The 21,307-nt window shown below is 68.9% G+C and carries 19 protein-coding genes; 12 read left to right on the forward strand and 7 right to left on the reverse strand.

The annotated features are described in order from the left end of the window. Positions 1-6 precede the first annotated feature (6 nt). Positions 7-2,601 (forward strand): MXAN_6230/SCO0854 family RING domain-containing protein, encoded by a 2,595-nt coding sequence (locus ACXJJ3_RS37045; protein ID WP_458166587.1) that lies wholly within the window; start codon positions 7-9, stop codon positions 2,599-2,601. 70 nt (positions 2,602-2,671) lie between these two features. After that, complete coding sequence (locus ACXJJ3_RS37050) at positions 2,672-3,217, forward strand: hypothetical protein (RefSeq protein ID WP_458166588.1); 546 nt, start codon at positions 2,672-2,674, stop codon at positions 3,215-3,217. A gap of 96 nt (positions 3,218-3,313) precedes the next feature. Here the strand turns inward: ACXJJ3_RS37050 and ACXJJ3_RS37055 are convergent, their stop codons facing one another. After that, the gene (locus tag ACXJJ3_RS37055) at positions 3,314-4,072 is read right to left on the reverse strand and encodes a FadR/GntR family transcriptional regulator (RefSeq protein WP_458166589.1); all 759 of its coding nucleotides are present in this window, start codon (positions 4,070-4,072) and stop codon (positions 3,314-3,316) included. Positions 4,073-4,181: 109 nt separating this feature from the next. Here ACXJJ3_RS37055 and ACXJJ3_RS37060 point away from each other — a divergent pair, with 109 nt between their 5' ends. From ACXJJ3_RS37060 to ACXJJ3_RS37105, 10 genes are all read left to right on the forward strand, one after another. Next, positions 4,182-5,693, forward strand: coding sequence for an ABC transporter substrate-binding protein (locus ACXJJ3_RS37060; protein WP_458166590.1), 1,512 nt, complete (start codon positions 4,182-4,184; stop codon positions 5,691-5,693). Beyond that, entirely contained in the window at positions 5,690-6,634 is a 945-nt protein-coding gene (locus ACXJJ3_RS37065) for an ABC transporter permease (RefSeq protein ID WP_458166591.1), read from the forward strand. The genes ACXJJ3_RS37060 and ACXJJ3_RS37065 overlap by 4 nt, the downstream gene beginning before the upstream one ends. Further along, on the forward strand, positions 6,631-7,449 hold the full coding sequence (locus tag ACXJJ3_RS37070; protein WP_458166592.1) for an ABC transporter permease: 819 nt from the start codon (positions 6,631-6,633) through the stop codon (positions 7,447-7,449). Before ACXJJ3_RS37065 ends, ACXJJ3_RS37070 begins: the two co-directional genes overlap by 4 nt. Further along, entirely contained in the window at positions 7,446-8,399 is a 954-nt protein-coding gene (locus tag ACXJJ3_RS37075) for an ABC transporter ATP-binding protein (RefSeq protein ID WP_458166593.1), read from the forward strand. Before ACXJJ3_RS37070 ends, ACXJJ3_RS37075 begins: the two co-directional genes overlap by 4 nt. Continuing rightward, positions 8,392-9,228, forward strand: a complete 837-nt coding sequence (locus tag ACXJJ3_RS37080; RefSeq protein ID WP_458166594.1) for an ATP-binding cassette domain-containing protein — start codon at positions 8,392-8,394, stop codon at positions 9,226-9,228. Before ACXJJ3_RS37075 ends, ACXJJ3_RS37080 begins: the two co-directional genes overlap by 8 nt. After that, on the forward strand, positions 9,225-10,658 hold the full coding sequence (locus ACXJJ3_RS37085) for an aldehyde dehydrogenase family protein (RefSeq protein WP_458166595.1): 1,434 nt from the start codon (positions 9,225-9,227) through the stop codon (positions 10,656-10,658). Before ACXJJ3_RS37080 ends, ACXJJ3_RS37085 begins: the two co-directional genes overlap by 4 nt. A gap of 9 nt (positions 10,659-10,667) precedes the next feature. Beyond that, positions 10,668-11,438 (forward strand): SDR family NAD(P)-dependent oxidoreductase, encoded by a 771-nt coding sequence (locus ACXJJ3_RS37090; RefSeq protein ID WP_458166596.1) that lies wholly within the window; start codon positions 10,668-10,670, stop codon positions 11,436-11,438. 8 nt (positions 11,439-11,446) lie between these two features. Beyond that, positions 11,447-12,808, forward strand: a complete 1,362-nt coding sequence (locus ACXJJ3_RS37095) for an amidase (RefSeq protein ID WP_458166597.1) — start codon at positions 11,447-11,449, stop codon at positions 12,806-12,808. Between the two features lie 72 nt (positions 12,809-12,880). Continuing rightward, positions 12,881-14,077 carry an NADH-quinone oxidoreductase subunit NuoH gene (nuoH, locus tag ACXJJ3_RS37100; RefSeq protein ID WP_458166598.1) on the forward strand — a complete coding sequence of 399 codons (1,197 nt, stop codon included), beginning with the start codon at positions 12,881-12,883 and terminating at the stop codon, positions 14,075-14,077. A 25-nt stretch (positions 14,078-14,102) separates the two neighbouring features. Further along, positions 14,103-14,813 (forward strand): TetR/AcrR family transcriptional regulator, encoded by a 711-nt coding sequence (locus tag ACXJJ3_RS37105; RefSeq protein WP_458166599.1) that lies wholly within the window; start codon positions 14,103-14,105, stop codon positions 14,811-14,813. 1 nt (position 14,814) lies between these two features. Here the strand turns inward: ACXJJ3_RS37105 and ACXJJ3_RS37110 are convergent, their stop codons facing one another. From ACXJJ3_RS37110 to ACXJJ3_RS37135, 6 genes are read right to left on the reverse strand one after another with little or no spacing between them, the layout of a single operon-like run. Further along, positions 14,815-15,570 (reverse strand): SDR family NAD(P)-dependent oxidoreductase, encoded by a 756-nt coding sequence (locus ACXJJ3_RS37110; RefSeq protein ID WP_458166600.1) that lies wholly within the window; start codon positions 15,568-15,570, stop codon positions 14,815-14,817. Beyond that, positions 15,567-16,997: an ABC transporter substrate-binding protein gene (locus ACXJJ3_RS37115; protein WP_458166601.1), complete on the reverse strand. Its 1,431-nt coding sequence runs from the start codon at positions 16,995-16,997 to the stop codon at positions 15,567-15,569. The genes ACXJJ3_RS37110 and ACXJJ3_RS37115 overlap by 4 nt, the downstream gene beginning before the upstream one ends. A gap of 20 nt (positions 16,998-17,017) precedes the next feature. Then, positions 17,018-17,848 carry a carbohydrate ABC transporter permease gene (locus ACXJJ3_RS37120; protein ID WP_458166602.1) on the reverse strand — a complete coding sequence of 277 codons (831 nt, stop codon included), beginning with the start codon at positions 17,846-17,848 and terminating at the stop codon, positions 17,018-17,020. Then, positions 17,845-18,747, reverse strand: coding sequence for a carbohydrate ABC transporter permease (locus tag ACXJJ3_RS37125; RefSeq protein ID WP_458166603.1), 903 nt, complete (start codon positions 18,745-18,747; stop codon positions 17,845-17,847). The genes ACXJJ3_RS37120 and ACXJJ3_RS37125 overlap by 4 nt, the downstream gene beginning before the upstream one ends. A 7-nt stretch (positions 18,748-18,754) precedes the next feature. Continuing rightward, a complete protein-coding gene (locus ACXJJ3_RS37130; protein ID WP_458166604.1) occupies positions 18,755-19,567 on the reverse strand; it encodes an aldo/keto reductase in 813 nt (270 codons plus the stop codon). Then, positions 19,567-21,285 (reverse strand): GH39 family glycosyl hydrolase, encoded by a 1,719-nt coding sequence (locus ACXJJ3_RS37135; protein WP_458166605.1) that lies wholly within the window; start codon positions 21,283-21,285, stop codon positions 19,567-19,569. Before ACXJJ3_RS37135 ends, ACXJJ3_RS37130 begins: the two co-directional genes overlap by 1 nt. Between the last annotated feature and the right edge of the window lie 22 nt (positions 21,286-21,307).

A 21,307-nucleotide genomic window follows, 5' to 3' on the forward strand; every position in this document is an offset into this window, starting at 1 on the left:
TGACGTATGCCCGACCAACCAGCGGCCGCAGTCCTGTTGCGCCGACGCCGGCTGGTCGATGCCACGGCGCTCACGCCACCGGTACGGCGTTCCGCCTGGCAGTGGTTGCGGCGGCCGTTGACGATCCAGGCGGGGCTGTCCGCGTTGCAGGCGGACCTGATCCAGCGCGGCCTGCTGCTCTCGGTCGGCCTGTACCGGTACTGCGCTTCGCTGTCGGCACCCGCACTGGCCGGATTCGGCGGCGCGATGCTGGACCTGCTGGATGCGGAGTCCGGGTTCGACACCGAGCACACGCCGTTGTTCCGCGGCTTCCCGGAGAGCGTGCCGGGCAACACCGAGACCTTCTATGTGAACCGGGTCTTCGCGCGGCTGCTGCAGGAGCCGGAGCAGCCGTGTGTGTTGTGCGGCGACACCAATTCCGTGCACGCGGTCTCGCCGTGCGCGCACCTGGTCTGCCGGACCTGCTGGGACGGCTCCGACTTCAGCGCCTGCCCGCTCTGTCTGCAGCGCATCGACCCGGACGATCCGTTCCTGCAACCGTCGATCGAGGAGGACGCGGAGGTGCACGTCCGCTCGGACCGGCTGCGGCTGCTGTCGCTGGCGACGGCCGACTCGGTCCGCCAGACGGTCGAGCGGCTGCTGGCGCGGCGGTCGCCGCTGTCCGCCGCGGATCGCGCGGACCTGAAGATCCTGCTGGACGGCGCCAGCTCGGCCTGGCTGCCCGACGACATTCCCGTGCGCGAGACCCGGGCGCTCGTGGTCGCGCATTTCCTCGCCGCGGAGCCCGAGATCATCGACCGCGCCGGCACCGCCACCGACGTACTGCGGGTGAGTTATGCGCTGATGGACGCGGATCCGGGGCTGCGGACGCCGCCGGCCCGGCGGAAGTCGTTGCCGCGGGCAACTCGGCGGCTGCTGCTGCAGCGGCTGGACCGGATGCCGGTGGAGACGCTGGTGGAGGACATGCTCCGGCACGAGCGCGCCTGGAAGCGGATCGGGGAGAACCTGCATCCGTTCGAGTTCGCGACCCGGTTCCCGGTGGCTGCGCTGGCGTTCGCGATCCTGCGGCGTACCGACCTGGATCTCGGCTCGGCGGCCGGGCGGGCGGTGGCCGGCGAGGCGTCGCGGCATCCGCTGGTGCGGCTCGCGGACGGGCGGCTCGTGCTGACCACGTTCGGCTCCCGGGTCGAGGCCGGGTTCGCGTACGGCCGGCCCGATCAGGCGCTCGACCTGCTGCGGCAGCGTCCCGGCGAGCTGGTACGGCGACTGGTCCAGCTGGCGCGGGCCTTGCCGCCGGAGCAGCACGCCGTGCTCGTCGAGGCGCTGACGACCGCGGTCTCGGACGTCTCGCCGGTCGTCCTCACTGCCGCGCTCGGGCAGGTCCGGACGCCGCCGGGCGATCTGCGGCTGTTCTTCCCGCGCGGCGGGACCGCCCGGATCTGGACCGCGGTCGACGAGCGGGAGCCGTTGCCGGCCGCGCTGGCCACCGAGCTGTCCGCGGTGCTCACGGGCGAAATGTTGCGAAGGGCAACGGTTCTGCCGCGCTGGCGGCGGGCGTTCCTGGACGAGGAGCTGACCCGGCTGGCCGCGCCCGGCTCGGAGCGTAGTACGTCGGCGAGCCTGCTGCGGATGCCGCGGGGGAGCGCGATGCCGATCCCGCAGGACGAGCTACTGCGGCTGTTCCTGCACTGGGTCGAGCCGCGCGGTCGCCGGGTGGACCTCGATCTGTCGGTTGCGGTGTTCGACGACGACTGGGGATTCGCCGGGCTGTGCGACTACACCCGGCTGCGGTTCGACGAGGACGCGCTGGTGCACTCCGGTGACCTTACGTCCGCGCCGGGACCGGGCGGTTCGACGGAGTTCGTCGACATCGACCTGCGGGCGGTGCGCCGGGTCGGCGGGCGGTACCTGCTGCCGGTCGTGTTCAGCTACAACGACGTACCGTTCGAGGAGCTGGAGCGCGGGTTCGCCGGAGTGCTGCGACAGCCGTCCGGGCTGTTCGACCCGGCGGCCGTCGAGGACCGGTTCGACCTGTCCGGGCCGGCGAAGATCCTGCTCCCGTTCGGCGTCGACCTGCACACCAAGGAGCTGCGCTGGTACGACGTGAACCTCAGCGCCGCCGGGTACGGCCACAACGTGGCGCGGTATGCCGGTCAGCTCGGGCTGATGGCGGCGACGCTGGAGGAGGTGCACGGCTCCGGCGACCGGGTCAGCCTGTGGGAGATCTGCTGCTGGCACGCGGCCGCGCGGACCGACGAGGTCGTGGTCCGGTGCGCGGACGGCTCGGTGGTCGGGTACCGGCGGGCCGCGGGGGGAGGAGCTGGCCGCGTTCGCGCGCCGGGTGACCGCGCGGCTGGAGCCGGACCGGGTCTGGGACGAGGACGCGGCGGCCGGTGCGGAATTCGTTGCCGTGCTCACCGGAGATCTGGAAACCCGGCCGGGGGCGGAAGTGTACGCGCTTCATCCGCGCCTGCTGGACGATGCGGGTGTCGCGCTGATCGACGCGCAGCGGCTGCTCGCGGTGCTGGCGCCGGACGGCCGCGCACACCTTCGTTCGGGCGAGTCTGGCAGCAGCCTGAGAGGATTTTGACAATTCCGTGACGGACGCGAGTCCGATGCTTTGGTGCGCTCCGGGCCAGGGGTACAACGGAATTGGCGAAGGGAGCCACGCATGACGTACGACGTGGTGGTGCTCATCGAGCGGGAGATGAGCGAGGGCGACGCGCGACGTGTTGCCGCCCTGCACGCGAGGCGCGAGGAAGTCGTCAACTACCACTTGCTGATCTCCAGTCATCCGGAGACCGGCCCGAGTGGTCCGATGGCGTTGCTGGGTTCGACGTTCGCGGATGTGGCCGGGCTGACCGGCTCCGCGTCCGTGGTCGGCTCCGCGACCGCGCCGTCGGCGTGGACCGGACCGCCGCCGGTGGCCCAGGCCCGAATGGCGACGCTCGCCGATCCCGCGGTCGATCTCGCCTCGGTCATCGAGCACAGCGCACGTCAGCTCCGGGCGGCCAGTGGGTACCCGGTGAACGTCTCCATCACGCACGGCGAGGTGCTGCTGGCGCTGATGCAGATGGTGAAGTCGACGGCCAGCCAGGAAGTGGTGGTGGTCGCCTGGCCGGAGACCGCGGCCCGGTTCCTGTGTTCCGACTGGACCACGAAGGCCCGCAAGGTGCTGAAGGTCCCGCGGATCCGGATCCTCGAGCACGACAGCTAGGAGGACCGGTACCGGACGGCAGGATGCAGGCGCACGCCTCGAGCGGGCGGGCTCGGCGTGCAGGCGCTCGGCGCCACTGCCTCCTGTCGTTCGGCCTCAGTCCTCGATGAGGGCCAGCAGCGTTTCCTGGTCGGCCTCGGGTACGTAGCCGGCGTAGTAGTCGAACATGTTCTGCCGGGCGATCCGGGCGGCGGCGTGTCCGTCGCCGGTGCGGATCGCGTCGACCACCTCGGCGTGGTGGTGCAGCGACTCCAGCATCAGCGCGCGGCCGTTCGGCGCGTGTGCGATCTTGTCCGCGATCAGCCCGAGGACGACGCCCCGGACGACCTCGTTACAGGTTTGGATCAGTGAGTTCCGGCTGATCCGGGCGATCAGCTCGTGGAACGCGAGGTCGGCCTCGCCGAACGCGTCGAAGTCGACGTCGATCGCGTCCCGCATCGCGACCAGCGTGGCCTCGAGCTCGTCCAGCTGCTCAGGCGTACGCAGCCGGGACGCGACCTGGATCGCGGCGCCGTCCATGATCATCCGGAACCCGATCAGCTCGCTCAGGGTCAGCTGGTCGACCCGGACCAGCCGGGCCACCTGCTTGCGCAGCGCGGTCTGCGAGAACGGCAGGATCTCCGGGCCGTTCGGGTCGCCGGGCCGGGACCGGACGACTCCGTTGCTCTCCAGCACCCGCAGTGCCTCGCGCACCGTCGACCGGCTGACAGCGAACTGCGTGACCAGTTCCCGCTCGCTCGGCAGCCGCTGACCGGGTGTCAGCTCGCCGCGGGCCAGCGCGTCCTCGACCTGTTCGACGATCCGTTGGTAGGCGCGCACGGGCTGCACCGGCTGGAACTGCGGAGACTTCGGCATTCGGCACACCCCCAGTCGCTTGACAGGCACCTGAGCAGGGGACAAACCTAGTGGCCCATTGAGACCTAGTCCACTGGTCGGACCAGTTGGGTGCACTGGAGGAGTAGACGTGACGTCGTTCCCTATGCGAGTGGTCGCACTGCTCGCCTCCGCGGCTCTACTCTCCGTGACCGCGTGCTCGGCCGGATCCGGTACGTCGTCCGGCGGCAGCTCGGCGGGTGGCGGGCAGAACCTGTCGATCGGACTGGTCGCGGAGCCGGCCAGCCTGGACTTCACCACCACCGACGGGGCCGCGATCCCGCAGGTGCTGCTCGGGAACGTGTACGAGACGCTGGTCAAGCAGGACGTCTCCGGCAAGATCGTGCCGTCGCTGGCGAAGTCGTGGAAGGTGTCCGCGGACCGCAAGACGTACACGTTCGACCTGGTCGACAACGCGAAGTTCACGAATGGCAAGAAGTTCACCGCGAGCGACGCGGTGTTCAGCATCAACCGGGTGAAGACCGCGTGGACGATCTCGCTGAAGAGCGCGATGGACGTGGTGTCCGCGGCGAAGGCGGTGTCGCCGACGCAGTTGCAGGTCACTCTGGCCAAGCCGAGCAACGACTGGCTGTTCCGGATGACGACCCGGATCGGCGCGATGTTCTCCGAGACCGGCGTCAGCGCGCTGGCCACCGACCCGGTCGGCACCGGGCCGTTCAAGTTCTCGAAGTGGAACCGCGGCGACTCGATCGTGCTGGCCCGCAACGACGACTACTGGGGCAGCAAGCCGTACTTCCAGCAGATCACGCTGAAGTACTTCAAGGACGCGACCGCGCTGAACAACGCGCTGCTGACCAGCACGATCAACGTGATCGGCACGGTGCAGGCGCCCGAAGCGCTGAGCCAGTTCACCAGCAACGCGAAGTACCAGGTGATCGAGGGCACGACGAACGGCGAGGTGCTGCTGTCGTTCAACAACTCCCGGCCGGTGTTCAAGGACATCCGGACCCGGCAGGCGATCCGGATGGCGATCGACCACAAGGCGCTGCTCGACACCTGCTGGGCCGGCCGCGGCAAGCTGATCGGCAGCATGGTGCCGCCGACCGACCCGTGGTACGAGGACCTGACCGGGATCGCGCCGTACGACCTGGCCAAGGCGAAGTCGTTGCTGCAGGCCTCCGGCGCCGCCGGGCAGACGCTCCGGCTCCGGCTCCCGACGTTGCCGTATGCAACCTCCTGCGGTCAGGTGGTGAAGAGCGACCTGGAGCAGGCCGGCCTGAAGGTGCAGATCGACCAACTCGAGTTCCCGGCCGCGTGGCTGACGACGGTGTTCAAGAACGCCGACTACGACATGTCGATCATCGCGCACGTCGAGCCGCGGGACCTGGGCGCGGTGTTCAACGCGAAGTACTACACCCGGTACGACGACCCGACGCTGCAGGCCGACCTGGCCGCGGCCGACGCCGGCGACGAGGCGACGCAGGTCGCGGACATGAAGAAGGCGGCCCGGCGGCTGTCCGAGCAGGCGGCGGGGGACTGGTTGTTCCTGCTACCGAACCTGATGGTCGCGGACAAGGACGTCAAGGGACTGCCGACGAACGCGATCACCGAGAACTTCGATCTGTCCCAGCTGAGCCGATGATTCTCCGCCTGATCGAGCGCACCGGCGTGTTCTTGGTCAGTCTCGCGGTGAGCACGGTGCTGGTCTTCGCGTTCATGGCGATTCTGCCCGGCGACCCGGCGCGGGTCGCGCTCGGCGTGAACGCGTCGGACGCGGCAGTGGCCGAGCTGCGGCAGCAGTTCGGCCTCGACCGCCCGCTGCCGACGCAGTACTTCGACTGGGTCGGCGGGCTGCTGCACGGTGACCTCGGGACGTCGTACGTGTCGAAGGCGGCGATCGGGCCGCAGGTGTTCGACCGGCTGCAGGTGACGCTCTGGCTGGTCGTGGCCGGGATGATCGTCGCGCTGCTGGTCGCCGTACCGGCCGGGACCGTGATGGCCGCCCGGCATCGGCAGCTCTCCGGGCTGGCGTTGTCCGCGCTCTCGCAGATCGGGGTCGCGGTCCCGGCGTTCCTGGCCGGCATCCTGCTGATCGTGGTGTTCGCGGTGAAGCTCGGCTGGCTGCCCGCGAACGGCTGGACCCCACCGGCGCAGGATCCCGCGATGTTCCTCAGACAACTCGTCCTGCCCGCCCTGTCGCTGGGCCTGGTCCAAGGCGCCGTCCTCACCCGCTACGTTCGCAGCGCCGTCCTGGACGTTCTCCGCGAGGACTACCTGCGTACGGCCCGCGCCAAGGGCCTGCGCCCGTTCCAGGCGTTGTGGAGACACGGCCTGCGCAACGCCGCGGTACCTGTCGTGACAGTCCTGGGCCTCCAGTTGGCGACTCTTCTGATCGGAGCAGTCGTCGTCGAACGTGTCTTCGTCATACCAGGCCTGGGCAGTCTGCTGCTGGACGGCGTCTCCAACCGCGACCTGCTGCTCGTCCAGGACGTCGTGATGGTCCTGGTCGTCGCGGTGCTCCTCGTCAACTTCCTGGTGGACGTCCTGTACGTCGCCCTCGACCCGCGGCTGAGGACGGCATGAGGCGCCGCAACCCGAGCCTGATCGCGGGCGCCGTGATCGTCGGCGTGATCGTGGCGACGGCGCTCGTCTCGTTCCTCTGGACGCCGTACGACGCGACCCTGGTGACCCCGGCGTCGCGGTTGCTGACGCCGTCCTGGTCGCACTGGTTCGGCACCGACAAGTTCGGCCGGGACGTGCTCAGCCAGATCATGGTCGGGTCCCGGACGACGTTGTTCGTCGGCGTCGTCGCGGTCGGCGTGGCGGCGGTGATCGGCGTACCGCTCGGGATCCTGGCGGCGATGACGCGGCGGTGGGCCGCCGAGCTGGTGATGCGCGGCAACGACCTGCTGCTCGCGTTCCCGGCGTTGCTGCTGGCAATCATGTTCGGCGCGGTGTTCGGGTCCAGTACGCTGACCGCGATGGTTGCCATCGGCATCGCTTCGGTGCCGAGCTTCGCGCGGGTGATCCGGAGCGGGGCGCTGCAGGTGATGCGGACCGAGTACGTGCTCGCGGCGCGCGCGGCAGGGCGCCGGCCATGGCCGATCGCCGTACGGCATGTGCTGCCGAACGTGACCAGCCTGATCACGGTGCAGGCGTCGGTGTCGTTCGCGATCGCCGTACTGGCCGAGGCCGCGCTGTCGTTCCTCGGGTACGGCACGCCGCCGCCGACACCGTCGTGGGGGCGGATGCTGCAGGAGAGCCAGGAGTTCCTGTTCAGCGCGCCGCGGCTGGCGATCTTCCCGGGGGTGGCGATCGCGATCGCGGTGCTCGGGTTCAACCTGTTGGGCGACGGTCTGCGCGACCGGTTCGATCCGAAGCTGGAGGACCGGCGATGAACGACGTACTGACGGTGCGCGGGTTGTCGGTGTCGGTGCGCGACACGGAGCTCGTGGCGGACGTGGACCTGACGGTCGGCGCGGGGGAGCGGGTCGGGCTGATCGGGGAGTCCGGGTCGGGCAAGTCGCTGACCGCGTTGAGCATCCTCGGGCTGCTGCCGGAGGACGTCCGGGCCGCCGGTTCGGTGCGGCTGGACGGGGTCGACCACGAACTGGTCGGCGCGGACGAACGCCGGATGTCGCGGGTCCGCGGCCGGGACATCGCGATGGTGTTCCAGGAGCCGATGACCGCGCTGAACCCGACGATGCGGATCGGTGACCAGCTCACCGAGGCGATGCTGATCCACAAGACGTTGGCCAAACCGGCGGCTCGCGCCGCCGCCGTCGAGTTGCTCGAACGCGTGCAGTTGCCTGGGGAAACGATCCGCGCGTACCCGCACCAGCTGTCAGGGGGCCAACGGCAACGAGTTGTGCTGGCGCTTGCCCTCGCCAACGATCCGGCGTTGCTGATCTGCGACGAGCCGACGACCGCCCTCGACGTGACGGTGCAGGCGCTCGTCCTCGACCTGATCGTCCGGGGCGTGGTCGACCGGTCGTCCGCGCTGCTCTTCATCACCCACGACCTCGCCGTCGTCGCGACGGTCTGCGAACGGGTGCTCGTGATGTACGGCGGCCGCGTCGTGGAGTCGGGCCCCGTCGAAGAGGTGTTCACGCGGCCCCGGCACCGGTACACCGAAGGGCTGCTCGCGGCGTCCGACCTCGAGACCAACGAGCGGCGGCTGACCACGATCCCCGGCAACGTCCCAGCGGCCGGCAAATTCCCGTCTGGCTGCGTCTTCCGGACCCGGTGCGCCCACGCGACCGCGCTGTGCGAGGAGACGCCGTTGTGGTCGGGGTCGGAGACGCGAGGGTTCGCCTGCCATCACCCGGTGGAGGTCGCCGATGTCTGAGAACGCGATCCAGGTCGTGGATGTGGTGCGCGACTACCCCCGGCCGCGGACGTCACTGGTCAGACCAGCCCCTGTCGTCCACGCGCTCCGCGGGGTCAGCCTGGAGGTCAAGCCGGGAGAACGCTTCGGCATCGTGGGGGAGTCGGGCTGCGGCAAGTCCACCCTGCTGCGGATCATCGCCGCCCTCGACCGCGCCACCTCCGGCCACGTCTTCGTCGAGGGCACCGACATCACCCACCTTCCGGAGCGCCGGCTGCGACCGCTTCGGGAGAACCTGCAGCTCGTCTTCCAGGACCCGATGAGCTCGCTCGATCCGCGGATGCGGGTCCGCGACATCATCGCGGAACCCCTTGTCGTACAAGGCCATCCGGCGTCCGGCCAGCGGGTCCGTGAGCTGCTCGAAGCCGTCGGCCTGTCCGCCGACGCCGGCGACCGGTACCCGCACCAGTTCTCCGGCGGTCAGCGCCAGCGCATCTCGATCGCCCGCGCGCTCGCCCCGCGCCCGCGGATCCTGATCGCCGACGAGCCGGTCAGCGCGCTCGATGTCTCGGTCCGCGCCCAGGTGCTGAACCTGATCTCGGACCTGGTCGACGAACTCGACCTCACGCTGGTGTTCGTCTCGCACGACCTGTCCGTGGTCAAGCACGTCTGCGACCGGGTCGCGGTGATGAACGCCGGCCAGATCGTCGAGACCGGTTACACCGCGGACGTGTACGCCGCCCCGCAGCATCCGTACACCCAGCGCCTGGTCTCGGCGATCCCGACCTTGCAGCGCGCGCTGTCCGGCGCGACCACGTCCGACCTGCTCGCGAAGGGAGATCCAGCATGAAGTTCCCCGCCGGCTTGCCGATCGGCGAGTCGTGGATCGAGGCACCGGCCGCCGCCCCGGTGATCTTCCCGTACGACGGTACGCCGGTCGCGGACGCCCCGATCGGCGACGTCGAGCTGGCGCGGGCCGCGCTCGAGAACGCGCTCGCCGTCCGGGAAACGGTCGGCCGGATGCCGTCGTACCTGCGCCGGAAAGTCCTGCAGGGCGTGCATTCGGCCGTTCTTGCCGAGCGGGACGCGTTCGTGGAGCTGCTGGTGCTGGAGACCGGGAAGCCGCTGGTCGACTGCCGGGTGGAGATCGACCGGACGCTGCTCACGCTGGAGACGTCGGCCGAGGAGGTCGCGCGGCTGCACGGGGAGACCGTGCCGCTCGACCTGTTGCCGAGCGGCGAAGGTTTGCAGGGGTTCTGGGTGCGGAAGCCGATCGGCGTCGTGGTCGGGATCACCGGGTTCAACTACCCGTTGCTGCTCGCGGCCCACAAGATCGCGCCGGCGTTCGCGGCCGGCTGCCCGATCATCGTGAAGCCCGCACCGCAGACGCCGCTCGCCACGCTCTGGCTGACGCACTTGATGCGCTCGGCGTTGTCCGACGCCGGGGCGCCTTCGGCCGCGCTCCAGGTCGTCACGGGTGGGCCGGACGTCGGGGCGACGCTCACCACCGACCCGCGGATCGGTGCCGTGTCGTTCACCGGATCGGCCGCGGTCGGGCACCGGATCGCGCGGGACGCGGCGCCGACCAAGGTACTGCTCGAACTCGGGTCGAACTCCGCGCTGGTCGTTGCCGACGACGCCGATCTGGACGCGGCCGCGGACGCGATCGTGCGCGGCGGGTACTACGCGTCCGGCCAGGCGTGCATCTCGGTGCAGCGCGTGATCGCGGTCGCATCGGTGCGCTCCGAATTGCTGGAGAGACTGGGCGCGCGGCTTCCCGGCGTGGTGGTCGGCGATCCGCGGGATCCTGAGACGCGGGTGTCCGCGTTGATCGACCCGGCCTCGACCGAGCGGGTGCGGCAATGGGTCGACGATGCGGTGCACGCGGGGGCCTCGATCGCTTACGAGGCTCCTGGTGAGCTGCTCGGGCCGATCGTGCTGACCGACGTACCGGATGGTCTGCCGGCGTGGGACGAGGAGATCTTCGGGCCGGTGATCGCGGTCCGGTCGGTGCCCGATGTGGACAGTGCGCTGCGGGCCGTGAACGAAACCCGGTACGGGCTGCAGGCAAGTGTTTTCACGGCGTCGCTGGACACCGCGTTCGCCGCGATCGACCGGCTCGAGGTCGGGGGAGTGGTGATCAACGACGTCCCCGGCTTCCGGTCCGACGTGATGCCGTACGGCGGGGTGAAGGACTCCGGCACCGGCCGGGAAGGCCCGCGGTTCGCGATCGAGGAACTGACCACGACCCGGATGGCGATAATCCGCCCGCGCCCGTGAGGTGAACTGATGGACTACGCGAAGCTCTTCCGGCTCGACGGCAAGCACGCTGTGGTGATCGGAGCCGGCAGCGGCATCGGCCGGGCAAGCGCCCTGGCCCTCTTCGCCCACGGCGCGCGCGTCACCTGCGCCGACCGCGACATGGCTGCCGCCCAGGAAACGGCCGCCTACGGCGCCTGCGGGATGACGGCGTACGCGTTGGATGTGCTCGACGATGCGGCCGTCGAGCGGGCGTCTGGGGAGCTGGATCCCGTCGACGTCCTGGTGTTCACCGCCGCGACGAACGTCCGCAAGCGGATCCTCGACTACACCGCCGACGAGTTCGACCGGGTTGTCGCGCTCAACCTGCGGGCCTCCTTCCAGCTGGTGCGCGCCTTCGGCCGCGGGATGGCGGACCGGGGCAGCGGCAGCATCATCGGCTTCAGCTCGATCCGCGGTACGACGGTCGAGCCGGGCCAATCGGTGTACGCGGCAACGAAAGCGGGCCTCGTGCAACTACTCCGGACCGCCGCCGCCGAGCTCGGCCCGTCCGGCGTCCGCGCGAACGCGATCGCGCCCGGCGTCGTCGAGACCCCGCTGACCGCGCAGATCAAGGCCGACCAGGGCTGGTACGACGCGTACGCGCGGAAGGGCGCGCTCGGCCGCTGGGCCCAGCCGCACGAACTCGCGGGCGCGGTCGTCTACCTCGCCTCGAACGCGGCGAGCTTCGTGACCGGGAGCGTCCTCGCGGTCGACGGCGGCTGGACCGCGGTCGACGGCCGCTTCGAACCACCCAACTAGGAGGTTGTATGAGTCTCGCCGACCTGACCGCTGTCGAACTCCTGGCGAAGTACCGCGACGGCTCGCTGTCACCTGTCGAGGTCATCTCCGACGTCCTCGATCGCGTCGCGTCGGCCGAGCCCCGGGTGTGCGCGCTCTACGCGCTGGATCCGGTCGGCGCGCGGGCGGCGGCGCAGGAGTCGGAGCGCCGCTGGCGGGACGGTACGGCGGGCCCGCTGGACGGCGTACCGGTCACGGTCAAGGAGAACATCGCCACCCGGGGCACGCCCGTACCGCAAGGGACCGCGGCGACACCGTTGGTGCCTGCTCTCGAGGACGCGCCCGCGGCGGCGCGGCTGCGTGCAGCCGGGGCGGTGATCTTCAGCAAGACGACGATGCCGGAGTACGGGATGTTGTCGTCCGGGGTGTCGACGTTCCACCGGCTGACGCGGAACCCGTGGGACCTGACGAAAACGGCCGGCGGATCGAGCGCCGGGGCGGCGGCCGCGGGCGCGGCGGGGTACGGGCCGATCCACGTCGGGACCGACATCGGCGGGTCGATCCGGCTGCCGGCCGGGTGGTGCGGGCTGGTCGGGCTGAAGCCGACGCACGGACGGATCGCGGTCGGTAACCCGTACGCCGGGCGCGCGATCGGGCCGTTGACGCGGACCGCGGGGGACGCGGCGCTCGCGTTGACGGTGATGCAGGGGTACGACCCGCGGGACCACACGTCGCTGCCCGTGCCGTCCGACGTGTTCGACGTACAACTGAAGGGGTTGCGGGTCGCGTTGCTGCTCGACGCCGGCGTCGGCCTACCTGTCGACCCGGAGGTGGCCGCCGCGGTCTCAGCCATGGCCGCGTCCCTCGAACACGCCGGCGCGATCGTCGAACCGATCTCGCCGATCATCACCCGCGAGATGCTCGACGGCCTGGACCGCTTCTGGCGGATCCGCTCCGCCACCGACATCGCCGCCCTCCCCGAGGAACGCCGCGCCAAGGTCCTGCCCCAGATCCGCTCCTGGGTCTCGACCGCCACGGACCTCACCGCCGCCGATGTCTTCCACGGCTACACCCAGATGTCCGCGATGGCCTCGGCTGTCACGAAGGTCTTCACGACGTACGACGTGATCCTGTCGCCGGTCGCCCCGATCACCGCGTTCCCCGCCGAACTCGCCTACCCGACCGACGACCCCGCCAAGCCCTTCGAACACATCGCCTTCACCGTCCCGTACAACATGTCCCACCACCCCGCCACCACCGTCAACGCCGGCTTCTCCACCACGGGCCTCCCGATCGGCGCCCAACTCGCCGTACCCCACCACCAAGACCTGACCGCCCTGGCCCTGTCCGCCCACCTCGACCACCACCACCGGCCCTGGCCGACCGACTGAACACTTGCGACCCGCTTCGCTTTACTGATACACCGTATCTGTTAGTGGAATCGAGTCGCGAGGTGGTCTGGCATGTCCGGGGTGGCGGGGTTCGGTCATGACGTCTGGTGGGTGTTGCTGGGCAAGGCTGTGGTGATCTTCGTGATTCTGATGGTGCTGGCGTTGTTCAGCATCTGGGCGGAGCGGCGGGTGGTGGCGCGGATGCAGCAGCGGATCGGGCCGAGTGTGAACGGGCCGTTCGGGTTGCTGCAGTCGCTGGCCGACGGGATGAAGCTGATCCTGAAGGAGGACCTGATCCCGAAGACCGCCGACAAGGTGATCTTCGTGCTCGCCCCGGTGATCGTGGTGGTGCCGGCGTTCATGACCTGGGCGGTGGTGCCGTTCGGGCCGGCTGTGACGCTGCCGTGGAGTGATATCAGGACGCCGTTGCAGCTGACGGATATGCCGGTCGCGGTGATCTTCGTGCTCGCGATGGCGTCGGTCGGCATCTACGGGATCGTCCTCGGCGGCTGGTCGTCCGGGTCGACGTACTCGCTGCTCGGCGGGCTGCGGTCGAGCGCGCAGATGATCTCGTACGAGGTCTCGATGGGGCTCTCGTTCGTCGCGGTGTTCCTGTACGCCGGGTCGATGTCGACGTCGGAGATCGTCGCGGCGCAGTCGCACCTCTGGTACGGCCTCATCCTCGCGCCGTCGTTCGTGATCTACGTGATCTCGATGGTCGGCGAGACCAACCGGGCGCCGTTCGACCTGCCGGAGGCGGAGGGGGAACTGGTCGGCGGGTTCCACACCGAGTACTCGGCGGCGAAGTTCATGCTGTTCTTCCTCGCCGAGTACGTGAACATGGGGACGGTGGCGGCGATGGCGACGACGCTGTACCTCGGTGGATGGCATGCCCCGTGGCCGATCAGCTTCTGGGACGGGGCGAACAGCGGCTACTGGCCTGTCCTGTGGTTCATGGGCAAGGTGCTGCTGTTCCTGTTCCTCTTCATCTGGCTGCGCGGGACGCTGCCGCGGCTGCGGTACGACCAGTTCATGCACTTCGGCTGGAAGCGGCTGATGCCGTTGTCGCTGGTGTGGATCCTCGCGGTCGCGACGGTCCGGACGATCAACCTGCGCGGGGGCGTCGACCGGCAGTGGCTGTACGTCGCGATCGCGGTCGTCGTGGTCGTGATCGGCGTACTGTCCTTCCTCGGCGAGAAGAAACAGTCGGACGCCGCCGAGTTCGACGCGTACGCAGGCGGGTACCCCGTACCGCCGCCGCGCCCGTAGCACCTGGGGTCGTACGATGCCCGACATGGCGGACGACGGCGCTCAAGCGGTAGGCCCGGTCTGGGCACGCAACGACCGCCAGCCGCGCCGCCGTACGCTCAGCCGAGAGTCCATCGTCCGCACCGGTGTCGCGATCGCCGACCGCGACGGGCTCGATGCCGTCTCGATCCGCAGCGTCGCCGCCGAGCTCGGCGTCCGCCCGATGAGCCTGTACGGCCACGTGTCGAGCAAGGACGACCTTCTCGACCTGATGTTCGACCACCTCGCCGCCGAAAGCGTCCTCGGCGACGGCCTCCCCGCGGACTGGCGCGGCGCTCTGGAGGCGATCGCCCACCGGACGCGGGACCAAGGCCTCGCCCACCCCTGGTCCATCGAACTGATGGTCGACCGCATCCAGCTCGGCCCCAACACCCTCCGCGTCCTCGACGAGTGGATCCGCGCCGTCGCCCCCCTCGGCGTCACCCCCGAAGAGGCCTGGACCATCGCCCGAGCCGTCAACGACTACACCGTCGGCTACGTCACCCGCCTCGCCGCCCAACGCCGCGCCGTACCCCCCGACCCGACCGTCGCCCACACCTGGACGGCCACCGTCAACACCTACCTCACCGAACGCGCCGAAAGCGGCGACCACCCCCACCTGGCCCCGCTCCTGAGCCACGGCTTCGCCGCCCAACCCGACGACTTCGACACCCCCCTCACCTGGCTCCTCGACACCATCGAACGCAATCACAGCTGACTCAGTGCATGTAGAGCCCGCCGTCGACGTTGAGGGTTTGGCCGGTGATGTAGGCGGTGTGGTCGGAGAGGAGGAAGGCTGTTGCGGTGGCGATGTCGTGGGGTTGGCCGACGCGGTTGACGACGAGGTCGGCGGTGAGGGCGGTGCGGCGTTCGGGGGTGAGAGGGCCGCCCATGATGTCGGTGTCGATGGGGCCGGGGGCGATGGCATTGACGGTGATGTTGTGGGGGCCCAGTTCGCGGGCGAGGGCGCGAGTGAGGCCGATGATGCCGGCTTTGGCCACGGAGTACGGCGTCTTGCTGTAGGTGCCGCCGCCGCGTTGGGCCGAGGTGGAGGAGATGCTGACGATCCGGCCGTAGCCGTTGCGGACCAGGGATTCGGCGACGCGGCGGGTGACGTAGTGGACGCCGTTCAGGTTGATGTTGATCACCCGGTGCCACTCGTCGGAGGTGAGCTCGAGGTACGGGACGGGGGAGCTGACGCCGGCGATGTTGGCCAGCGCCGCGAGTGGCGGCAGGGCGGCCTCGAGTTCGTCGATCGCCGTACGGACGGCCGTCTCGTTCGACACGTCGGCCGCGACGGCGTGCGCGGTGACGTCGTACGTCGACGTGATCTCGGTGGCGAGGGCCTGTCCGCCGGGTGCGTCGAGGTCGAGGACGCCGATGTGCCAGCCCTGTTCGGCGAGGAGGAGTGCGGTGGCGCGGCCGATTCCGCGGGGTGAGGCGGCGCCGGTGACGATCGCCGTACGGGCGCTCACTTGGCGGCTCCGTAGTCCTGTCCGGGCTCCCAATCGGTGAATACGTAGTCATCCTCGGAGACCTTGGCGCCGGCGGCCTTGGCCTTCTGCAGGGCCTGCGCGCGGTCGGCGGTCGTCGCGTCGCTGAGCTTCTTCAACTCGGCCTTGAGGTCGTTGATCGAGCCGCCGAGGTACCCCTGGACGATGTTGCCGACGTGCGGCGTGACCGGCTTGCGGAATGCGTCGACGCGTGCCTGGGCAGGGTTCTTCACGATTGCCTGGGGCATCAGATACACGTTCTTCTTGCAGAACTCGACGCCCTTCTTGTACGCGTCGACCGCGCTCGACGCCGCGACCAGGTCCAGGTTCAGCGGCGGCTGGTCCATCGCCTCGATCATGCCCTTCTGGTAGTCCTCGGACATGAACGACGCGATCAGCTTCCCGGCCGCGTCCGGGTTCTTGCTGTCGGCGGACACGAAGTACGTCGCCGCCGGCCGGCCGCGGTAGCACCACGGATCGGCCCCGGACGTCGGGACCAGGATCTGCCCGGACGCGAGCTTGTCGACGATCGGTGGCGCGAGCGCCTTCGATCCGCCGGCGCACCAGATGCCGTCGATGAACGTCCCGACCGCCCCGGACGCGTACCGGGTACGGGCGTCGACGACGCCGAAGTTGTTCGACCCGGGCATGATCAGCTTGTTGTCGTTCAGGTCCTTCAGGTACTCGATCACGGTCACGTAGGCGTCGTGGTCGTACGCGTACGTCCCGGTGGTGAACTGCAGACCCTGGTATCCGGGGAAGCCGGCCGCCTGCGCGAGGTCGTCCACCTGGTCGCGGATCCGGCCGCCGTCCGCGCCCATCGCCAACGTCAACGGCTGGATCCCGGCCGACTTCAGCTTGCCCAGCGCGTCCTTGAACGCCGCGTAGTCGGTCGGCAGGTTGCCCGGGTCGAGCCCCGCCTTCGACCAGTGGTCCTTGTTCGCCCATACCAGCGTCGAGCTCTGCCGGAAGCTGAACATCGGGAACCCGTACAGCTTCCCCTCCAGCTTGCAGATGCCCTCGGTGAACGCGTCCTTCGGCAGCTTCGCCTGGACGTCGGCCGGAATCGTGACCTCGTGCACCCATTTGCCGCTCACCAGGGCGGGCAACGGGAGGCCGATCACGTTCGAGTAGACGTCCGGCATCTTGTTCGCCTGATGCGCGAGCTGGAACGCCTGCGTCGCCTTCGACGCGTCGTAGTACGTGTGCGCGATGTTCGCCTGCAACGCCCCGGACTGCTGCTTGGCCCAGTCGTCGTTGAGGTGCTTGAACGAACTGAAGTGGTCCCACCAGTCGAGCGTCCCCGTCGTACCGCCGCCGCTGGAGGTCTGCGTGGTCGAGCTGCTGCATCCGGTCGCGGCGCCGACGGCGGCCAGTACCGATGCACCGAGCAGACTGCGACGTGTCATTCCAGGCATGGTCGAACTCCTTAGGACTTGACTGCTCCCGAGATTCCCTCGACGAAGTAGCGCTGCAGGACGACGAAGAGGACCACCACCGGGACGATCGAGATCACGCCGGCCGCGGCCATGCCGGACCAGTCGGTGGCGGTCTCGCCGACGAACGCCTGCATACCGACGCTGACGGTCCGCAGTTCGGGCCGGCTGAACGTGAAGACCAGCGGCAGGAAGAACGCGTTCCAGGTGGTGATGAACGTGAGGACGGCGACGCTCGCGGTGACCGGCATCGCCAGCGGCAGCATCACCGAGAAGAACGTCCGGACGAAGCCGGCGCCGTCGACGACCGCGGCCTCCTCCAGCTCCCGCGGGATCTGCCGGAAGTATCCGTAGTAGATGAGGATCGCGGACACGTACGCGCCGCCGCTGAGCGCGAGGATCATCCCGCCGAGCGAGTCGATCAGGTGCAGCTGCATCGAGATCTTGACCACCGGGATGATCGTGTACCCGGTCGGCACGAACAGCGTCGCGACCAGCACGCCGAGGAACAGCTTGGACCCTCGGAACCTGTAGCGGGCCAGGACGTATCCGGCCGTCGCGCACCGGATCGTCACGATCACGACCGTGAGGACGGTGACCACGATGGTGTTGATCAGGTACCGGCCGAAGTGCGCGTCGTTCCACGCCCGCGCGTAGTTGTCCCAGACGAACTTGCCCGGCCAGAGCTTGAGTCCGCCGCTGAACATCTCCAGGTTGTCCTTGAGCGATGCCGACAGCATCCACAGGAACGGGAAGATCCAGACCACCGCGACTCCCACCAGGAAGATCGCGGCGATCCACCACGGCAGCCGGCGCATGCTCATCGCTTCGCTCCTTTCGCCCGGCGGCTCGTATGCACGGCCCACAGTTGTCCGGCGCCGACGACCGCGACCAGCAGCCCGAAGATCACCGCGGCAGCGGACGCCTGCCCGAGCTGTGGGATCGAGGCCCCGAAGGCCCAGCGGTAGATGTAGATCTCGATGATCTCGGTGTGGAAGTACGGCCCGCCGCCGGTGAGCGTGTACATCAGGTCGAAGTTGTGGAAGGTCTCCTCGACCGTGAGAACGGTGATGATGACCAGGAACGGCTTCAGCATCGGCAGCGTGATGTGCCGGAACAGTTGCCAGGTGCCGGCGCCGTCGATCCGGGCCGCCTCGTACAGCTCGTACGAGATGGTCTGCAGCGCGGCGAGCCAGTAGATCATCGTGACGCCGAAGAACTTCCAGATGTACAGCACGGCCGCGGTCGGTAGCGCGAGGTGCTGGTCGCCGAGGAAGTCGACGCCGGTCAGGCCGAACTTGGTCAGGATCGAGTTCACCGGTCCGGTGCCCGGGTCCAGCACGAAGCGCATCACCACGCCGATGATCGCGGTCGTGGTGACCACCGGGATGAAGAACGCCGAGCGCAGTACGCCGATCAGCGGCAGCTTGGGGGAGTTCAGGATGATTGCCACCAGCAACGTGAGCAGCACCCGCGCGGGTACCACCAGCAGCATGAAGATCAGCGTGACCTTGAACGAGTTCCAGAACAGCGGATCGGTGAAGACGGCCTTGTAGTTGCTGAGGCCAACGAACTTCTGGCCGGTGTCGAAGCCGTTCCACTCGACCAGCGAGTACCAGTAGCTCGCGACGATCGGGTAGAGCGTGTAGAGGCCGTACAGCACCACGGTCGGGAGGAGGAACACCCAGATCCAGGTGGTCCGCTGCAAGGACTTGCTCCTCATGACCGGGCTACCTGATCTGGCTGATCGCGAACGTCCGCGGATCGTTGCCGAGCCGGTTGCCGCTGTCGAGCGCGGTGATCGCCGCGAGCTCGGCCGCGGTCAGCTCGAATCCGTCGAGGTCGAAGTTCTCCTTGATCCGCTGTGGATCGGTCGACTTCGGGATGACGAGATGGCCGAGCTGCAGGTGCCATCGCAGTACCACCTGGGCGGGCGTGACCTGGTGAGCTTCGGCGATCCTGGTGACATGTCGCAGGTCGTGACCCTGGCCGAGCGGGGAGTACGCTTCGACGGCGATCGACTGCTCGCGGCAAAGGTCAGTCAGTTCGCGCTGCTGGTAGGTGGGGTGCAGCTCGATCTGGTTGACGGCGGGGACGAAGTCCAGTCTGTCCAGATGTTCCGGGAGGAAGTTGGACACACCAATGGCTCGGGTCCTTTCATCGGTGTAGATCCGCTGCAGAGCACGCCAGCTGTCGACATAGCGATCCGCCGTCGGGTTCGGCCAGTGCAGGAGATACAGGTCGGCGTAGTCGAGACCGAGACGTTGCAGCGATTCGTCGTACGCCCTCAGTGCCGACTCGTACCCGTGCTCGCCGTTGCGCAGCTTGGTCGTGACGAACAGCTCGTCCCGCGGTACGCCACTCGCTCGCACCGCCGCGCCGACCCCGGCCTCGTTGTTGTACGCCGCGGCCGTGTCGATATGGCGGTATCCGATCGCGATCGCCTCTTCGACCGCGCGCTGCGTCTCGCCGGGCGGGACCTGGAAGACGCCGAAGCCGCGCCGCGGGATCCGGACGCCGTTGTTCAGCGTGACCGTGTCCATCAGCTGCTCGGCTCGAGCACGAGTAACGATGCCGACGGCAACGGAAGGCTGATCTCGAGGGACAGTTCGCCGTCGACCGTGAGCTTGCGTTCGGCATCGATCTCTTCAAGGCCCTGCCGAGCGTGGATCGTGGCCAGTTCGTCGGCTGTCGGGTCCTGCGGCGAGCCGAGGCCTTGCCAGACCGTGAACGAGTTGCTGTGGTCGGCGTCGATGCGCAGGTGCCGCAGGCGGTATTTGCCGGCGGGTAGATTGCGGAGCAGTAGTTTGACCGGCGTCGGGTCCTCGCTGGTCTGGTACTGGTCGTCGATGTGCCGCCAGACCAGGACCGCGATGCTGCCGTCCTCGGCGCGGGAGGCGAGCGCGTCGACCTCCTCGGGCATGCTGCTGCCGTCGGTGTGCTCGAGTTCGCCGACCCGCCAGGCCGCGTCCGACGTCGTCCTGAGGCGTTCCGGACCGAGCAGTGACAGCATCCGGTACGCATTGAGCAGTGGCTTCTCGACACCGCCCGCGGTCAGGAACGAGCGCGTGCCTTCGAAGTACCGCTCGGCCTCGAAGTAGAAGCTCCAGCTGGTGGCGTACGAGACCTGTGCGGTCTCGGTCGCGTTCAGGTCGAGGATCTTCTTCATCAGCTTCGCCTGGAACACCGGGTAATACTCGGTGTTCTGGAAGCTGTAGTTGCGGTTGTCGTACCGCCCGAAGTGCGCGGGTACGGCGGCGTCGCACTCGTCGACGATCACCGGCAGCCCAGCGTACGCGTCGTACGAGCCGATCAGCCGGTTGAACTCGCGGAGGTCGTACAGCATCTTCGTCGAGGACGGGCTGAGCTGTTCGGCCGCGGGCTCGCCGAACGGCTTGTAGTCGCGCGTCGGGAAGTGACAGCCCTTCGTGTGGTACGAGATGAAGTCCAGCGGCTCGTCACGGCTCGACGTGTAGTCCAGGAAGCCCTTGAGGAAGTTCAGGCCGCCGCTGGTGACGGCCGGGCCGCCGACCTTGGCGTGGGGGAGTACGGCGCGGATCGCCTCGGCCGTCACGGTGTACAGCTCGTTGTACTGGTCGAGCGTGCCGCGCCAGTAGTCGATGTCCGGCTCGTTCCACAGCTCCCAGAGCCAGGTCTGCACCTCGTCGGCGCCGTACCGCTCGACACAGTGCTGGACGGTCGCACCGATCAGACCGCCCCACTTGGCGTAGTCGCTCGGCGGATAGCCCCAGGCGCCGGCCTCGTAGTTGGTGTACGCCGTCGGGCTGCTGACGACGGTCAACTCGGCCGCCTCGGGCGGGAGCAGGTCGCGGGGCGTGAAGCCGAGCTCGACGAGCAGGTGGTGCCCGGTGCCGACGATCGCGTCGTACGCCTGGTCCAGCAGCGTGAAGTCGTAGAACGGGTTGCCGTCGGCGTCCTCATGGTAGACGTTGCCGTTGCTCCAGTGCGGGATACCGAAACCGCTGCCGGAGCAGTACATGTAGTGCGGGCGCACGAAGTACCCGCCACCGGAGAACTCGGCGAACGTCTTCAGCAGCCGCTTGCCGGTGGGCATGTAGGTCCAGTTGAACTCGTCGTACCCGAAGCTCTCCCAGACGCGGGTCAGCGGACCGTGCACGTCCGCGGCGTCCACTTCGATCGTGGCCGCGGTGACGTGGGGCGCGTCGGGAACTCGGGGCGCGGCCGCCGGGAACGGGCCGAGTGCTGTGCGTCCGGTGTGAACTGCTGTCTCGGTGGTCATCGTCGCCATGACCTCTCTGCCG

It is taken from the genome of Kribbella sp. WER1 (assembly GCF_054189145.1).

What these genes read in the sequence shown, in the direction of transcription:
- ACXJJ3_RS37075 (WP_458166593.1), top strand. Translation starts at nt 7,446, where the DNA reads ATGAACGACGTACTGACGGTGCGCGGGTTGTCGGTGTCGGTGCGCGAC.
- ACXJJ3_RS37135 (WP_458166605.1), bottom strand. Translation starts at nt 21,285, where the DNA reads ATGACCACCGAGACAGCAGTTCACACCGGACGCACAGCACTCGGCCCG.
- ACXJJ3_RS37080 (WP_458166594.1), top strand. Translation starts at nt 8,392, where the DNA reads ATGTCTGAGAACGCGATCCAGGTCGTGGATGTGGTGCGCGACTACCCC.
- ACXJJ3_RS37125 (WP_458166603.1), bottom strand. Translation starts at nt 18,747, where the DNA reads ATGAGGAGCAAGTCCTTGCAGCGGACCACCTGGATCTGGGTGTTCCTC.
- ACXJJ3_RS37120 (WP_458166602.1), bottom strand. Translation starts at nt 17,848, where the DNA reads ATGAGCATGCGCCGGCTGCCGTGGTGGATCGCCGCGATCTTCCTGGTG.
- ACXJJ3_RS37065 (WP_458166591.1), top strand. Translation starts at nt 5,690, where the DNA reads ATGATTCTCCGCCTGATCGAGCGCACCGGCGTGTTCTTGGTCAGTCTC.
- ACXJJ3_RS37130 (WP_458166604.1), bottom strand. Translation starts at nt 19,567, where the DNA reads ATGGACACGGTCACGCTGAACAACGGCGTCCGGATCCCGCGGCGCGGC.
- ACXJJ3_RS37105 (WP_458166599.1), top strand. Translation starts at nt 14,103, where the DNA reads ATGGCGGACGACGGCGCTCAAGCGGTAGGCCCGGTCTGGGCACGCAAC.
- ACXJJ3_RS37070 (WP_458166592.1), top strand. Translation starts at nt 6,631, where the DNA reads ATGAGGCGCCGCAACCCGAGCCTGATCGCGGGCGCCGTGATCGTCGGC.
- ACXJJ3_RS37090 (WP_458166596.1), top strand. Translation starts at nt 10,668, where the DNA reads ATGGACTACGCGAAGCTCTTCCGGCTCGACGGCAAGCACGCTGTGGTG.
- ACXJJ3_RS37045 (WP_458166587.1), top strand. Translation starts at nt 7, where the DNA reads ATGCCCGACCAACCAGCGGCCGCAGTCCTGTTGCGCCGACGCCGGCTG.
- ACXJJ3_RS37095 (WP_458166597.1), top strand. Translation starts at nt 11,447, where the DNA reads ATGAGTCTCGCCGACCTGACCGCTGTCGAACTCCTGGCGAAGTACCGC.
- ACXJJ3_RS37055 (WP_458166589.1), bottom strand. Translation starts at nt 4,072, where the DNA reads ATGCCGAAGTCTCCGCAGTTCCAGCCGGTGCAGCCCGTGCGCGCCTAC.
- ACXJJ3_RS37050 (WP_458166588.1), top strand. Translation starts at nt 2,672, where the DNA reads ATGACGTACGACGTGGTGGTGCTCATCGAGCGGGAGATGAGCGAGGGC.
- ACXJJ3_RS37085 (WP_458166595.1), top strand. Translation starts at nt 9,225, where the DNA reads ATGAAGTTCCCCGCCGGCTTGCCGATCGGCGAGTCGTGGATCGAGGCA.
- nuoH (WP_458166598.1), top strand. Translation starts at nt 12,881, where the DNA reads ATGTCCGGGGTGGCGGGGTTCGGTCATGACGTCTGGTGGGTGTTGCTG.
- ACXJJ3_RS37115 (WP_458166601.1), bottom strand. Translation starts at nt 16,997, where the DNA reads ATGACACGTCGCAGTCTGCTCGGTGCATCGGTACTGGCCGCCGTCGGC.